Here is a 14,000-nt window from a genome sequence, read left to right as displayed (position 1 = left end):
CCGTGCCTCAGCACCGCACGCAAGTCCTTGCGTTGGATCATTCATCGAACCGTCATATAAGGTGTGCGGGCGACGTCAGTCGCCTGCCTGTGTCGGCATGGTGCCGCCGGTGCTGTTCGGCCAGACCCAGTCGCGGATCTCGGGCATGTCCTCGCCATGCGCCCGGATGTAGCGGGCATGCTCGATCAGTGCGTCGCGGAATTTCTGCTTCACATGGGCCGCCGACACGCTGAGGCCGGGCACGCGCTCGATCGCCTCGATGGCGAGGTGGAAACGGTCGAGCTCGTTGAGCACGACCATGTCGAACGGCGTCGTCGTGGTGCCTTCCTCGATGAAGCCGCGCACGTGCATGCCGGCATGGTTGGTGCGGCTGTAGGTGAGACGATGGATTAGATACGGATAGCCGTGATAGGCGAAGATCACCGGCTTGTCGGTCGTGAACAGGCTGTCGAAGTCGCGGTCGCTGAGGCCGTGCGGATGGTCCTGCTTCGGTTGCAGGGTCATGAGGTCGACGACGTTGACGACGCGGATCTTGAGGTCGGGCAATTCCTTGCGCAGCAGGTCGACGGCAGCGAGCGTTTCCAAAGTCGGGACGTCTCCGGCGCAGGCCATCACCACGTCGGGCTCCTCGTCGGCGGGCTCGGTGCCGGCCCACGACCAGATGCCGATGCCGGCGTCGCAATGGATGGCCGCATCCTGCATCGACAGCCATTGCGGCGCAGGCTGCTTGCCGGCGACGATGACGTTGATGCGGTCATAGGTGCGCAGGCAGTGGTCGGCGATCCACAGCAGCGTGTTGGCGTCCGGCGGGAAGTAGATGCGGACGATGTCCGCCTTCTTGTTGGCGACGAGGTCGACGAAGCCCGGATCCTGGTGGCTGAAGCCGTTATGGTCCTGCCGCCAGACATGCGAGGTCAGGAGATAGTTCAGCGACGCGACCGGGCGCCGCCACGGCAGCTCGCGTGACACTTTCAGCCATTTGGCGTGCTGGTTGAACATCGAATCGACGATGTGGATGAACGCCTCGTAGCAGGAGAACAGGCCGTGGCGGCCGGTGAGCAGATAGCCTTCCAGCCAGCCCTGGCAGAGGTGCTCGCTCAGCACCTCCATGACGCGGCCGTCATGGGCGAGGTGGACGTCGTAGGGCTCGATGCCCTCCATCCACACCCGCTCGGTGACCTCGAACACGGCATCGAGCCGGTTCGAGGCGGTTTCGTCCGGGCCCATGATGCGGAAGTTGCGTGTCTCTGCATTCAGCGTGATCACGTCGCGCAGGAACTTGCCGAGTTCGCGCGTGGCTTCAGCGATGGTCTGGCCCGGAGAGGACACGTCGACCGCAAAATGCTGGTAGTTTGGGAGCTTGAGCTCACGCTTGAGCAGGCCGCCATTGGCGTGCGGGTTGGCGCCCATGCGCCGCGCGCCCTTCGGCGCCAGCGCCTGCAGCTCCGGCATCAGCCGGCCCTGCGCGTCGAACAATGTGTCCGGCTCGTAGCTCTTCAGCCAGGCTTCGAGCAGCGCGAGATGCTCCGGCTTGCCGCGCGGATTGGCGATCGGCACCTGGTGGGCACGCCAGAAACCTTCGACCTTGAGGCCGTCGACCTCCTTCGGGCCCGTCCAGCCCTTCGGGCTGCGCAGCACGATCATCGGCCAGCGCGGCCGTTGGATCGTTGCATCCGGCTGACGCGCATTCTGCTGGATCGAGCGGATGCTTGCGAGCGCGACATCGAGCGCGTCCGCCATCTGCCGATGCATCGCCTTGGGCTCGGCGCCTTCGACGAACAGCGGCTCATAACCGTAACCTTCGAACAGGCATTTGAGCTCGGCGTCGCCCATGCGGCCGAGCACGGTGGGATTGGCGATCTTGTAGCCGTTGAGATGCAGGATCGGCAGCACCGCGCCGTCATGGGCCGGGTTCAGGAACTTGTTCGAATGCCAGGACGCGGCGAGCGGGCCGGTCTCGGCCTCGCCGTCACCGACCACGCAGGCCACGATCAGATCGGGATTATCGAACGCCGCGCCATAGGCGTGCACCAGCGCGTAGCCGAGCTCGCCGCCTTCATGGATCGAGCCCGGCGTTTCCGGCGCCGCATGGCTCGGAATGCCGCCAGGGAAGGAGAACTGCCGGAACAGCTTGCGCAGGCCATCGGCATCGCCCGTGATATCCGGATAGATCTCGCTGTATGTGCCTTCGAGATAGGTGTTTGCGACCATGCCCGGACCGCCATGGCCGGGACCGCAGATATAGATGACGCTGAGATCCTGGGCCTGGATGGCGCGATTGAGATGGGCGTAGATGAAATTCAGTCCGGGCGTCGTCCCCCAGTGGCCGAGCAGGCGCGGCTTGACGTGCTCCGCTTTCAGCGGCTCGCGCAGCAGCGGGTTGTCGAGCAGATAGATCTGCCCGACCGAGAGATAATTGGCCGCACGCCAGTAGCGGTCGAGCAGGTCGAGATCATCGGCCGGGATGGTCTGGTGGGAAGACGTGATATTCATGTAACCTCGCTTGCCGTCCGCTTCGCGCCCGCGGGAGAGTGCATTAGAGTAACGCCGCACCGTCCCGTTCCAGTGCGCTGCGAGGATAGAACGGGAATGTGATGGTTGGCCTTGCGCCGGCTCAGAACCACTGCGCAAATGTTCTCCTTTGTTCTTGTAATGTTCGCTTTGTGTGCTATGTCTTGGCCATGAGCCGAGCATCTTCACATGCCCTCAAGCGCCCGCCGGTCCCGGTGCCCTCCGAGCCGGCGGGCGCGCCTTCTTTCGGTCCTGACAAGGACTTCCCCGAACTCGCGGTCGCCATCGAACGGGGCCGGCGCCGCGGCCGGGGTGCACAATCCAATGCGAGCGGCCGCTACGAGGCGGAGGCGCGCGTTGTCTTCGACGACGGCTGGCAGAGCCTCGAAGATCTGCCGCCGTTCAAGACCACGGTCGCGACCGATACCTCGCGCAAGGTCATCACCCGCAACGACTCGCCGGACATCGGTTTCGATCGCTCGATCAATCCGTATCGCGGCTGCGAGCACGGCTGTGTCTACTGCTTCGCGCGGCCGACCCATGCGTTTCTCGGGCTGTCGCCTGGCCTCGACTTCGAATCCAAGCTGTTCGTGAAGCCGGATGCGCCCGCTCTCCTGGAGAAGGAGCTCGCGGCCAGCGGCTACGAGCCGCGGATGATCGCGATCGGGACCAACACCGATCCCTACCAGCCGATCGAGCGCGAGCGGAAGATCATGCGCGGCATCCTCGAGGTGCTGGAAAAGGTTGGCCATCCCGTCGGGATCGTCACGAAGTCGGCGCTGGTGATGCGTGATGCCGACATCCTGGCGCGGATGGCCAAGAAGAACCTGGCGAAGGTCGCGATATCAGTGACCACGCTGGATCCGAAGCTGGCGCGCACCATGGAGCCGCGGGCGTCGACGCCATCGAAGCGGCTGGAGGCGCTGCAGGCGCTCTCGAAGGCTGGCATCCCGACGACGGTGATGGTGGCGCCGGTGATCCCGGCGCTCAATGACAGCGAGATCGAGCGCATCCTCGATGCCGCCGCCCATGCCGGGGTCAAGGAAGCCTCCTATGTGCTGCTGCGGCTGCCGCTGGAGGTGCGCGACCTGTTCCGCGAATGGCTGCTCGAGCATTATCCCGACCGCTACCGCCACGTCTTCACCCTGATCCGCGACATGCGCGGCGGCCGCGATTACGACTCGCAATGGGGCACGCGGATGAAGGGGACAGGCCCGATGGCCTGGATGATCGGCCGCCGCTTCGAGATCGCCTGCGAAAAGCTGGGGCTGAACAAGCGCCGGACCAAGCTGACGACCGATCATTTCGTCCGGCCGAAGGGCGGCGGGCAGCAGCTCAGCCTGTTCTGACATGTGTGGAGGTGGCGCGATGAGTGCAGGTGCGGTTATCCCGCGGTTCACCGTCATCACACTCGGTGTATCCGAGATGCGGCGGAGCATCGCCTTCTATGCATCGCTCGGCTTCGTCAGAAAATTCCGCGCGACCGGCGAGGAAGTGGCATTCTTCGACACTGGCGGGACGGTGCTGGCGCTGTACCCGTGGAGCGCGCTCGCCCACGACGCGGGTGTGCCGGACACGCCGCGGCCGCAGGCATTCCGCGGCGTGACGCTGGCATGGAACTGCCGTTCGGACGCCGAGGTCGATGCGGCGCTCGCGTCGGCAGTGGAGAAGGGCGCGCTGCTGCTGAAGCTCGCGCAACGGACCGACTATGGCGGTTACAGCGGCTATTTTGCCGATCCGGACGGTCATGTCTGGGAAGTGGTGGTGGCGCCGGGAATCGATGTCGGCGACGATGATCGGGTGCATCTGCCGGCGTAGCCGGTTGCTGGAGAGGGTGCGAATAGCGGGGAATTGAGGTCCGTTCGGGTTGCACCGCCGCGGGCCGTTCCGCACCATGCCGGCCATGATTCGCGATCAGTCAAAGAAACCGGGCAGGGCGAAGGCCGCCAGCGGTGCCGTGGCGAAGAGCGCCGCTGCAAAGGCCGGGACCAAGCCTGCGCCGCAGAGCGCCAAGGGCAAGACCGCCGCCAAGCTCGGCAAGGGCGTCATCGCGGTGGCGCCGCCGAGCTTCCGGCGGGAGCGTGCGCTGCTGAAGCAGGGGATCTGGCCGGTCGCGGGCTGCGACGAGGCGGGACGGGGGCCGCTGGCTGGTCCGGTGGTCGCTGCTGCCGTGATTCTCGATCCCGCGCGCATTCCGAAGGGGCTCGATGATTCCAAGCGGCTGAGCGCGGAGCAGCGCGAGGCGCTGTTCGACAAGATCTGCAAGACGTCTGCGTTTGCGGTGGCCGTCGCCTCGCCGGCCCGAATCGACCGCGACAACATCCTGCGTGCCTCGCTGTGGGCGCTGTCTCGCGCCGTGAGGGCGCTGCCCGAGGCGCCGAAGCACGTGTTCGTCGACGGTCGCGACCGCATCGACGTCGATTGCGCGTGCGAGGCGGTGATCGGCGGCGATGGTCTGGTGATGTCGATCGCGGCCGCCTCGATCGTCGCCAAGGTCACGCGCGACCGGCTGATGTGCGCACTGGCGCAGGACTGCCCTGGTTACGGATTCGAGCAGCACAAGGGCTATGCTGTGCCCGAACACCTCGCCGCATTGGACCGGCTCGGCCCCTCGGTACATCATCGCAGCCTGTTTGCGCCGGTCGTCGCCGCCCGGCGCAAGCATCAGCCCTGGACCGAGGTGCCGGAGCCCGACCTTTTCGCAGAGGTGACGGTGGTCACGTCCACCGAAATCTCGCTCGGGGCCTGATGCTGGTTGCCTCGATCGCGCCGCGGTCTTAAAGCTTGAGATAGCGAACCGGCACGAATTGTCACTCCTCGCAGCGGGGGCGGTCTTGTGCGCCTCGATCATGCGGTATCGATTGCGGGCGTCGGACAGCGAGGCTGCTGCGGATGAGGGACGGTTCTGCCGGCCTCTTCGACGTCCTCAGCGATCCAGCTAAGCGATCCAGCCGTTCATGCGTTTCACGTCACTGGTTGTCGAACTGATCCGCGCAAGGCCGCGGCTGGTCGTCGTCATCGTGGTGCTGTGCCAGGCCCTGATGTGGCTCGGCGTGGCCGTGCTGTTCTATCGCAGCCCGCCCGGCCAGCTTGCCACCACCATCGCGTTCGGACGCGAGTACCAGGTCGGCACCGATCTCGGCCCGCCACTGTCGTTCTGGCTGTCGGACATCGCCTATCGCCTCGCCGGCGATCATCTGCTCGGCGTCTACGTGCTGGCCGTGCTGTGCTCGGCGCTCAGCCTGTGGGTGATGTATCTCCTCGCGGCGGCGATCGTCGGCGGCCAGCAGGCGGTGCTCGCCGTGCTGCTGACCATGACCATCACCGCGTTCGGTGCGCCCACGCTGGAATTCGGTCCGGAGGTGCTGGCGCGTCCGCTCTGGGCGCTGCTGCTGCTCCATAGCTGGCGGATTCTCGGCGAGGGCCGGCGCAACGCCTGGTTTGCCTGGTCGATCGAAGCTGGCCTGCTGCTGCTGACCACGCCGGCCGCCGTCGGCCTGCTGCTGCTGATCGCGGGCTTCGTGGTCTCGACCGCGCAGGGCCGCCGCGTGCTGCGCTCGTTCGATCCGCTGTTCGCGCTGCTTGTGGTGGTGGCGCTGGCACTGCCTTATCTCATTTTCGTGCTGCGTTCCGACAGCGTCGGCCTACCGGCGCTGCCCGTTCTCGCCGAGCTTTCGGTGCGCGCCTGGCATTGGCTCGCGCTGGCGGGGGGACTGCTGCTGGCGATCTCGGCCGTGCTGCTGCTGGTGCTGCTCGACGCCGGCTGGATCGATCGCGGCGAGACCGATGCGCCGATCATCTATCGCCGCTCGGTGCCGCCGCTCGCGCGCGACTTCGTCTATTGCTTCGCGATTGCACCAGCGCTGGCGGGCAGTCTGATCTCCGCTCTGTTCGGCCTCCCGACCGTGTACGGCGGCACTGCCGTGACCCTGACCATGGTCGGCCTTGCCATGGTGGTCGCGTCGGGCGATCTGATCTATCTGCGGCGGCAGCGGCTGCTGCGCCTGGTCTGGGCGGTTGCGGTCGCCGCGCCCGCCATCCTCGCGGCGGGCAGCGCTGTGGTGCTGCCGTTGCTCGGCGACCGCGAGGTCGCGACGGCGATGCCGGCCCGCGACATCTCCCGTTTCTTCGTCGAGAGTTTCGAGCGCCGTACCAACCAGCGGCTGCAGGCGGTCGCCGGCGATCCGCAACTCGCCAGCCTGGTCGCGCTCGGCCGCCGCCGCGCGCATCTGTTCCTCGATGCCACCCCGCAGCGGACACCCTGGGTCACGCCGGCCAAATTCGCCGAGAGCGGCGGCGTCGTGGTGTGGCGCGCCTCCGACACGGTCGGCACCCCCCCGCCGGAGATCGCCCAGCGCTTTCCCGGGCTGGTGCCGGAGGTGCCGCGCAGCTTCGACTGGCTGATCAACGGCCGCCAGCCGGTGCTGCGCATCGGCTGGGCGATCGTGCGACCGAAAGGGCCGTAGCGCTTCGCCGCGCTCTCCGTCATTGCGAGGAGCGCAGCGACGAAGCAATCCAGAGTCGTGGGCGGGACTCTGGATTGCGTCTGCCTACGCCCAAGAAGGCTTCGGCGGACAAGGCGCTTCGCTCGCAATGACGGGGGAGACTGGCGCTCAGACCGCCAGCACCGTCGCGATCGCGCGCAGGTCCTGCCAGGACAGCCGCTTGTAGGACGGCGAGCGCAACAGATAGGCCGGATGGAAGGTCGCGATCGCGCGGATGGTGCGCTTGCCGGTGTCGTAGTCGCGCCATTTGCCGCGCGTGCGCATGATGCCCTCGGTGGTGCCGAGCAGCGCCTGGGTCGACGGGTTGCCGAGCGTCACCAGCACGTCCGGATCGACCAGCTCGATCTGACGGCGGATGAACGGCAGGCAGATCTGCGTCTCCTGCGGCGTCGGCGTACGGTTGCCGGGCGGGCGCCAGGGAATGACGTTGGCGATGTAGACCTTGCTGCGGTCGAGCCCGATGGCGGCGATCATGCGGTCGAGCAGCTTGCCGGAGCGGCCGACGAATGGCAGGCCCTCGATGTCCTCGTCGCGGCCGGGCGCCTCGCCGACCAGCATGATGCGCGCCTGCGGATTGCCGTCGGCGAACACCAGCCGCGACGCCGTCTGCTTCAGCGCGCAGCCGTCGAAACTCTCCAGCAGCGCGCGCAGCGCCTCCAGGGTCGGCGCTGTCCGCGCCGCCTCGCGGGCCGAGGCGACGGCCGCTTCCGGCGGAGGCGGCGGTTCGCCGCGCGGCGGAATGATCGCCGGCGCCGCCAGCCGGCCGGCCTGCGGCGCCGCCGCCTGACGGGCGGCAGGAGCGGCAGCAGCCGCGGCCTCAGGCTCCACCAGCCTGTTGATCGGCTCGTCGGCGAGCGCGCAATCGACTCCCGCCTCCAGATAGAAGGCGAGCAATTGGCGGACGTCGGGGAGGGGCTCGGGGGTCATCATGATCGATCGTCGCCACAGTGTACGCCGCCTCGGCGCATGGCGGAATGCATTTCGGTGGTTGTCCTGCCTCGAAAAATCGGAAACAAGAGCTTGGAATAACCCAAAAAAGGGACGGAACGCCCTAGTGTTCCGGCGCCAGCCTTCGCTCCCCTCGGGACCTGCCCATCAGCGAACCGCCGGCGCCTCCAGGAACCCTAGTTAAGTCATTGTTGCTGTTGCAGCTCCGGGTTTGACCTTTGCACGCGCCAGGGGGATGCAAAGGCCAGATCCACTGCACCGGCCGGGCCTGAGATTGAGAGACATGAGCACCGAAGAGTTACCTCCGCGCGAATCCATGGAGTTCGACGTTGTCATCGTCGGCGCCGGCCCGTCGGGCCTGACTGCCGCGATCCGGCTGAAGCAGCTCAATGCCGACCTCAACATCGTCGTGGTCGAGAAGGGCTCCGAGGTCGGCGCGCACATCCTGTCCGGTGCGGTGATCGATCCGGCTGCGCTCGACAAGCTCATTCCCGATTGGCGCTCGGACGATGATTGCCCGCTGAAGACCCAGGTCAAGGTCGACAAGTTCTTCTGGATGACCGAAAGCAGCGCGATCCCGCTGCCGGGCTTCGCGATGCCGCCCTTGATGGACAACCATCATTGCTACGTCGGCTCGCTCGGCAATGTCTGTCGCTGGCTGTCGCGCAAGGCCGAGGCGCTCGGCGTCGAGATCTATCCGGGCTTCGCGGCCACCGAGGTGCTGTATGACGAGCAGGGCGCGGTGCGCGGCATCGCCACCGGCGACATGGGCATCGGCAAGGACGGCAAGCCGAAAGCCTCGTTCACCCGCGGGATGGAGCTGCTCGGCAAGTACACGCTGTTCGCCGAGGGCGCGCGCGGCAGCCTGTCCAAGCAGCTGATCGCCAAGTTCGCGCTGGACGCCAAGAGCGAGCCGGCGAAATTCGGCATCGGTCTCAAGGAAGTCTGGCAGATCGATCCGGCCAAGCATCAGAAGGGCCTGATCCAGCATTCGTTCGGCTGGCCGCTCGACATGAAGACCGGCGGCGGCTCGTTCCTGTATCACTATGACGACAACCTCGTCGCGGTCGGCTTCGTCGTCCACCTGAACTACGACGATCCCTATCTGTCGCCGTTCGAGGAATTCCAGCGCTTCAAGACCCATCCCTCGATCCGCGGCGTGTTCGAGGGCGGCAAGCGGCTTGCCTACGGGGCGCGCGCGATCACCGAGGGCGGCTATCAGTCGGTGCCGCGGCTGTCGTTCGCCGGCGGCGCGCTGATCGGCTGCGCGGCGGGCTTCGTCAACGTGCCGCGCATCAAGGGCGTGCACAATGCGATGGGCAGCGCGATGCTCGCGGCCGAGCACGTCAATGCCGCGCTCGCATCCGGCCGCGCCAATGACGAGCTGGTGAGTTACGAGAACGCCTGGCGCGGCTCGCCGGTGGGCGAGGACCTGTTCAAGGTCCGCAACGTCAAGCCGCTGTGGTCGAAGTTCGGCACCGTGCTCGGCGTCGTCCTCGGCGGCTTCGACATGTGGTGCAACACGCTCGGCTTCTCGCTGTTCGGCACCCAGTCGCACGCCAAGCCCGATCGCGCCACGCTCGATCCCGCCAAGGCGCATCAGCCGAAGCCTGCGATGAAGCCGGACGGCAAGCTGACCTTCGACCGGCTGTCCTCGGTGTTCCTGTCGAACACCAATCACGAGGAAGACCAGCCGGTGCATCTGAAGGTCGCCGACATGGCGCTGCAGAAGAGCTCCGAGCACGACGTCTATGCCGGGCCGTCCAACCGCTATTGCCCGGCGGGCGTGTACGAATGGGTCGAGGAGGGCACGAGCCCGCGCTTCGTGATCAACGCGCAGAACTGCGTCCACTGCAAGACCTGCGACGTCAAGGATCCCAACGGCAACATCACCTGGGTTCCTCCGGAAGGCGGCGGCGGGCCGAACTACGAGGCGATGTAGCCTCCGCATGCGCACGATTGCGTGAGTCGGCTGCCCCGGGGAGGGCAGCCGGCCACGATACGGCCATACTGGCGCGGTTTGACGCAGGTCACCTTCGCCAAAGGGGCTCCCGGCTGACCCGAATATCCTGCAAATCCTTGCGGTTGGCCGCCAAACGCGGCATTGTCGGCGCCTTGAAGAGCTGCCGATCGGGTTCGTGTCCGTACCGATCCGTCATTTCCAACAACCAGAGCGCACCGTGATGTTGTCAATTCGCAATCGCTGGACCGCAATTGCCGTTTCTGCCTTGCTGCTCCCCGGTGCCGTCCTGGCCCAGACGCCGGATCATCCTGCGGATAACGCCGCAAAATTTCCAACCAGCGTCGATCTGAAGTCGCTCACCACATCGGGCAGCTATCTGGCGGCCCGCCACGCCAGCGTCGAGCGCGACGCAGCCTCGGCGGCGGCGTTCTACCGCTCGGCGCTACGCAGCGACCCGAAGAACAACGAGCTGCTCGACCGCGCCTTCATCTCCTCGGTCGCCGATGGCGACATCGACGAGGCCGTGAAGCTCGCCGAGCGCGTGCTCACGATCGACAAGTCGAACCGCATCGCGCGGCTCGTGGTCGGCGTGCAGGACATCAAGCAGAAGAAATACGCGGCTGCCCAGACCAACATCAACCAGTCGGTGCGCGGGCCGATCACCGATCTCGTCGCCACCTTGCTGTCGGCGTGGGCCGCGGCGGGCGCGGGCGATTCGAAGACCGCCGTCGCCAATATCGACAAGCTGACCGGTCCCGAATGGTATCCGCTGTTCAAGGACCTTCATGCCGGCATGATCCTGGAGCTGGCCGGCAAGGAGAAGGACGCCGGCACCCGGTTCGAGCGCGCATACAAGCTCGACGATTCGATGCTGCGCATCACCGAGGCCTATGCGCATTGGCTGTCGCGCAACAAGGATGCGGCGGCGGCGACCGCGATCTATGAAGCCTTCGACAAGAAGCTCGCGCGCCATCCGCTGGTGCAGGAGGGTCTGCGCGAGACCAAGGCCGGCAAGAAGCTGCCGCCGCTGGTCGACTCGCCGCAGGCCGGCGCCGCCGAGGCGCTGTACGGCATCGGCGCCACCTTGAGCCGCCGCGGCGGCGAGGATCTGGCGCTGGTCTATCTGCAGCTCGCGCTGCACCTGCAGCCGAATCATCCGCTGGCGCTGCTGTCGCTCGCCGATCTCTACGAGACGGTGAAGAAGCCGCAGATGGCGATCAAGGTCTATGAGCGGGTGCCGGCGAGCTCGCCGCTGAAGCGCAACGCCCAGATCCAGCTCGCCACCGATCTCGACAGCGCCGACCGCAGCGACGAGGCGATCAAGATCCTCAAGGACGTGATTGCCCAGGATCCGAAGGATCTCGAGGCGATCATGGCGCTCGGCAACATCGAGCGCGGCCGCAAGAAGTTCGCCGATTGCGCCAAGACCTATTCGCTCGGCGTCGATTCGCTGCCCGCCAACAACGACAAGGCCAACAGCGTCTATTACTACTATCGCGGCATCTGCCTGGAGCGCTCCAAGCAGTGGCCGAAGGCCGAGGCCGACATGCGCAAGGCGCTCGAGCTGCAGCCCGACCAGCCGCACGTGCTGAACTATCTCGGCTATTCCTGGATCGACCAGGGCATCAATCTCGACGAAGGCATGAAGATGATCAAGCGCGCCGTCGAGCAGCGGCCCGACGACGGCTACATCGTCGACTCGCTCGGCTGGGCCTACTACCGCATCGGCAATTACGAGGAGGCGGTCAAGAACCTCGAGCGCGCGATCGACCTCAAGCCCGAGGATCCGACCATCAACGACCATCTCGGCGACGCCTATTGGCGCGTCGGCCGCAAGCTGGAAGCCAAGTTCCAGTGGGCCCATGCCCGCGACCTGAAGCCGGAGGCCGAGGAGCTGCCGAAGATCGAGGCCAAGATCCAGAATGGCCTGCCCGATGATCCGGCGCCCGCTGCGGCCAGCAACGACACCAAGGACACGCCGTCCGACGCCAAGAAGGACGATGGCAAGGGCGGCTAGTTCGTCCTGATCGCGATATGAGAGCCATCACGGGCTCCTCGGCTTGCCGGGGAGCCCGGATGATTTTGATGAAGGGGTGGCGGTTGTCGGCCACGTCCGTTTCGGCCTGAGCCGCAGCGCGTTGGCAACCGACCTCCACCACCGAACATGCTGGGGGCATTGCGCTGATGTTGGCGTCCACGGTCACCGGCGCGCTGCAGGAGCAGGGGCGCGCCAAGGTCAATCTGACCCTGCGGGTCGTCGGCCGCAGGGTCGACGGCTATCATGATCTCGAAAGCGTCGTTGCTTTTGCCGACTGCGCGGACCAGCTGACGCTGGTGCCGGGCCCGGAGCTGACGCTGACGACGACCGGTCCTCTGGCGGACGCCTGCGGCGAGACCACGGACAATCTGGTGCTGAAGGCGGCGCGGCTGCTGGCGGAGGCCGTTCCCGGCCTGAAGCTCGGCGCCTTCACCCTTGAGAAGGTGCTGCCGGTCGCGGCGGGCATTGGGGGCGGCTCCGCCGATGCGGCGGCGGCGCTGCGGTTGCTGGCGAAACTGAATGGCCTGTCCCTGGACGACCCGCGCCTCGCGGCGGTGGCCTTGAAGACCGGCGCCGACGTGCCGGTTTGCGTGCCCTCGCGCGCCTGCACCATGACGGGCGTCGGCGAGAACCTGCAGCCGCTCGCGCTTCCCGTCCTGCCCTGCGTGATGATCAATCCGCGCGTGCCGGTGGCGACCAAGGACGTGTTCCAGGCGCTTGGTCTCAAGCCGGGCGATCTGCTGATCGGGGTGACGGATGTTCTCACCGCGCCGTCCTGGCCGAAGGCTGGAGCCTCGGTCGGCGGCTGGGTCGATGCACTCGATCAGGTGCGCAACGACCTCGAGCCGCCGGCGCTGAAGGTGCAGCCGATCATCGGCACCGTGCTCGAGGCGCTACGCACGAGCGCGGGCGTGCTGCTGGCGCGGATGTCGGGCTCCGGCGCGACGTGCTTTGCGATCTATGGCAGCAAGGCCGACGCGAAGGCCGCCGGCGCCGCGATCGCCGCCGCGCATCCCGAATGGTGGGTGCATGCGGGAACGCTGAGCTAACTCATCAGCATCTGCGAAACGACTGCCCAATACAGCGCCCTCGCCCCCAAGGCGAAGCGAAGCTTCGCCAGGGTGGGAGAGGGCATTTAGGACGGAGCGACAAGATCGGTTGGGTGAGGGGTATGCTTCATTGGCGCTAACTTACCAAATTAACGCTTGGTATTCTCGTTTTCTTGGCGGCTCTCGGAGATGGCGTTGAATGTTCCGCGCAGCGGCCTGCAACGTTTGCACGTCGGGTTTGGGGATGACGGCGTCGACGAGGGCCTCGACGATCAAGCGCAATAGGCGCCAGACGCCGTTCTTCACGCGGCCTCCCCGCGGGGAGAGTCACCGAGATGTTCCGCGATGAGCGGCTCGGTCAGCAGCGCCAGCAGAAGATGACAGAGGATGTGCGCTCTCGCGCTCCTGGGATCCTCGCCCGGTGGTCGCGCGAGGCCGATACTGCTCTTGAGATGCTTGAAGGCGATCTCGATGCGCCACCGCAATCGATAGAGGCTGCTGATTGCTGGAAGTGGATATTCATCGCGATCGAGCGAGGTGATGATGATGACCCATTCGGCCGCGACCAACGTCTCGGGCTGCAGCTTGCGGCCCATGTCTCGTGCCCGGCGCGTGATCTTTTCGATCGTGGCATCGCGCGCCTGCTTCGGCTTTCGGATCGCCACCAGACGTAATGCGATAGGCTCTTTCGCCGAAGCCTTGATCCAGACGGGCCGATCAACCAGTCCCTTGCCACGCGACTTTTTTAGCAGAGCAATGAGATCGAGACGGTTCGCGTCGGCGTCGAGCCAACGAGCGCCATTCCATTTGGCGCGCACTACGATATCAGCGCTTTCAGCAAGCACCTTGGCGACCCGATCGGGCTGCAGATAGGCACGATCGCCGACGCGAATTTCGCCCGGCACGACACCGGCGCGATCGATGACCTCGCCCTCGCTCTCATCCGTCAGTTCGAAGGCGGTAAAGCGTTCGCTCGCCAGATCGAA

10 protein-coding genes are annotated in these 14,000 nt (G+C 66.1%); 7 read left to right on the top strand and 3 right to left on the bottom strand.

Translation table 11 applies throughout. The features are described 5' to 3' along the window. Nucleotides 1-75 precede the first annotated feature (75 nt). Nucleotides 76-2,493: a phosphoketolase family protein gene (locus ACQR1F_RS11010; protein WP_434913015.1), complete on the bottom strand. Its 2,418-nt coding sequence runs from the start codon at nucleotides 2,491-2,493 to the stop codon at nucleotides 76-78. 188 nt (nucleotides 2,494-2,681) lie between these two features. Here ACQR1F_RS11010 and ACQR1F_RS11005 point away from each other — a divergent pair, with 188 nt between their 5' ends. The 4 genes from ACQR1F_RS11005 to ACQR1F_RS10990 all read left to right on the top strand — a co-directional run bounded on the left by ACQR1F_RS11005 (nucleotide 2,682) and on the right by ACQR1F_RS10990 (nucleotide 6,977). After that, nucleotides 2,682-3,860: a PA0069 family radical SAM protein gene (locus tag ACQR1F_RS11005; RefSeq protein ID WP_315802880.1), complete on the top strand. Its 1,179-nt coding sequence runs from the start codon at nucleotides 2,682-2,684 to the stop codon at nucleotides 3,858-3,860. A 19-nt stretch (nucleotides 3,861-3,879) separates the two neighbouring features. After that, on the top strand, nucleotides 3,880-4,329 hold the full coding sequence (locus ACQR1F_RS11000; protein ID WP_315802824.1) for a VOC family protein: 450 nt from the start codon (nucleotides 3,880-3,882) through the stop codon (nucleotides 4,327-4,329). A gap of 76 nt (nucleotides 4,330-4,405) precedes the next feature. Further along, entirely contained in the window at nucleotides 4,406-5,260 is an 855-nt protein-coding gene (locus ACQR1F_RS10995) for a ribonuclease HII (RefSeq protein ID WP_315802825.1), read from the top strand. A gap of 208 nt (nucleotides 5,261-5,468) precedes the next feature. Further along, the gene (locus ACQR1F_RS10990) at nucleotides 5,469-6,977 is read left to right on the top strand and encodes a glycosyltransferase family 39 protein (protein WP_434913014.1); all 1,509 of its coding nucleotides are present in this window, start codon (nucleotides 5,469-5,471) and stop codon (nucleotides 6,975-6,977) included. Between the two features lie 147 nt (nucleotides 6,978-7,124). Here ACQR1F_RS10990 and ACQR1F_RS10985 read toward each other — a convergent pair whose 3' ends face one another. Next, on the bottom strand, nucleotides 7,125-7,943 hold the full coding sequence (locus ACQR1F_RS10985) for a uracil-DNA glycosylase (RefSeq protein ID WP_434913013.1): 819 nt from the start codon (nucleotides 7,941-7,943) through the stop codon (nucleotides 7,125-7,127). Nucleotides 7,944-8,247: 304 nt separating this feature from the next. On the opposite strand from ACQR1F_RS10985, the gene ACQR1F_RS10980 reads away from it, so the two are divergent. The 3 genes from ACQR1F_RS10980 (at nucleotide 8,248) to ACQR1F_RS10970 (ending at nucleotide 13,014) form a co-directional block, all read left to right on the top strand. After that, entirely contained in the window at nucleotides 8,248-9,906 is a 1,659-nt protein-coding gene (locus tag ACQR1F_RS10980) for an electron transfer flavoprotein-ubiquinone oxidoreductase (RefSeq protein ID WP_315802827.1), read from the top strand. Nucleotides 9,907-10,147: 241 nt separating this feature from the next. Further along, nucleotides 10,148-11,944: a tetratricopeptide repeat protein gene (locus ACQR1F_RS10975; RefSeq protein WP_315802828.1), complete on the top strand. Its 1,797-nt coding sequence runs from the start codon at nucleotides 10,148-10,150 to the stop codon at nucleotides 11,942-11,944. Between the two features lie 167 nt (nucleotides 11,945-12,111). Next, nucleotides 12,112-13,014 carry a 4-(cytidine 5'-diphospho)-2-C-methyl-D-erythritol kinase gene (locus ACQR1F_RS10970; protein ID WP_315802829.1) on the top strand — a complete coding sequence of 301 codons (903 nt, stop codon included), beginning with the start codon at nucleotides 12,112-12,114 and terminating at the stop codon, nucleotides 13,012-13,014. Nucleotides 13,015-13,316: 302 nt separating this feature from the next. Here ACQR1F_RS10970 and ACQR1F_RS10965 read toward each other — a convergent pair. Further along, on the bottom strand, nucleotides 13,317-14,000 hold a 684-nt coding region (locus tag ACQR1F_RS10965), incomplete at its 5' end, for a transposase (protein ID WP_434913012.1).

The sequence above is a fragment of the Bradyrhizobium sp. HKCCYLS3013 genome (assembly GCF_051167615.1).
Taxonomy (GTDB): domain Bacteria; phylum Pseudomonadota; class Alphaproteobacteria; order Rhizobiales; family Xanthobacteraceae; genus Bradyrhizobium.
This window is presented reverse-complemented; position numbering and strand designations above follow the sequence as displayed.

Coding starts and splice junctions, on each gene's coding strand:
- ACQR1F_RS11010 (WP_434913015.1), bottom strand. CDS start 2,493: ATGAATATCACGTCTTCCCACCAGACCATCCCGGCCGATGATCTCGAC.
- ACQR1F_RS11005 (WP_315802880.1), top strand. CDS start 2,682: ATGAGCCGAGCATCTTCACATGCCCTCAAGCGCCCGCCGGTCCCGGTG.
- ACQR1F_RS11000 (WP_315802824.1), top strand. CDS start 3,880: ATGAGTGCAGGTGCGGTTATCCCGCGGTTCACCGTCATCACACTCGGT.
- ACQR1F_RS10995 (WP_315802825.1), top strand. CDS start 4,406: ATGCCGGCCATGATTCGCGATCAGTCAAAGAAACCGGGCAGGGCGAAG.
- ACQR1F_RS10990 (WP_434913014.1), top strand. CDS start 5,469: ATGCGTTTCACGTCACTGGTTGTCGAACTGATCCGCGCAAGGCCGCGG.
- ACQR1F_RS10985 (WP_434913013.1), bottom strand. CDS start 7,943: ATGACCCCCGAGCCCCTCCCCGACGTCCGCCAATTGCTCGCCTTCTAT.
- ACQR1F_RS10980 (WP_315802827.1), top strand. CDS start 8,248: ATGAGCACCGAAGAGTTACCTCCGCGCGAATCCATGGAGTTCGACGTT.
- ACQR1F_RS10975 (WP_315802828.1), top strand. CDS start 10,148: ATGTTGTCAATTCGCAATCGCTGGACCGCAATTGCCGTTTCTGCCTTG.
- ACQR1F_RS10970 (WP_315802829.1), top strand. CDS start 12,112: ATGTTGGCGTCCACGGTCACCGGCGCGCTGCAGGAGCAGGGGCGCGCC.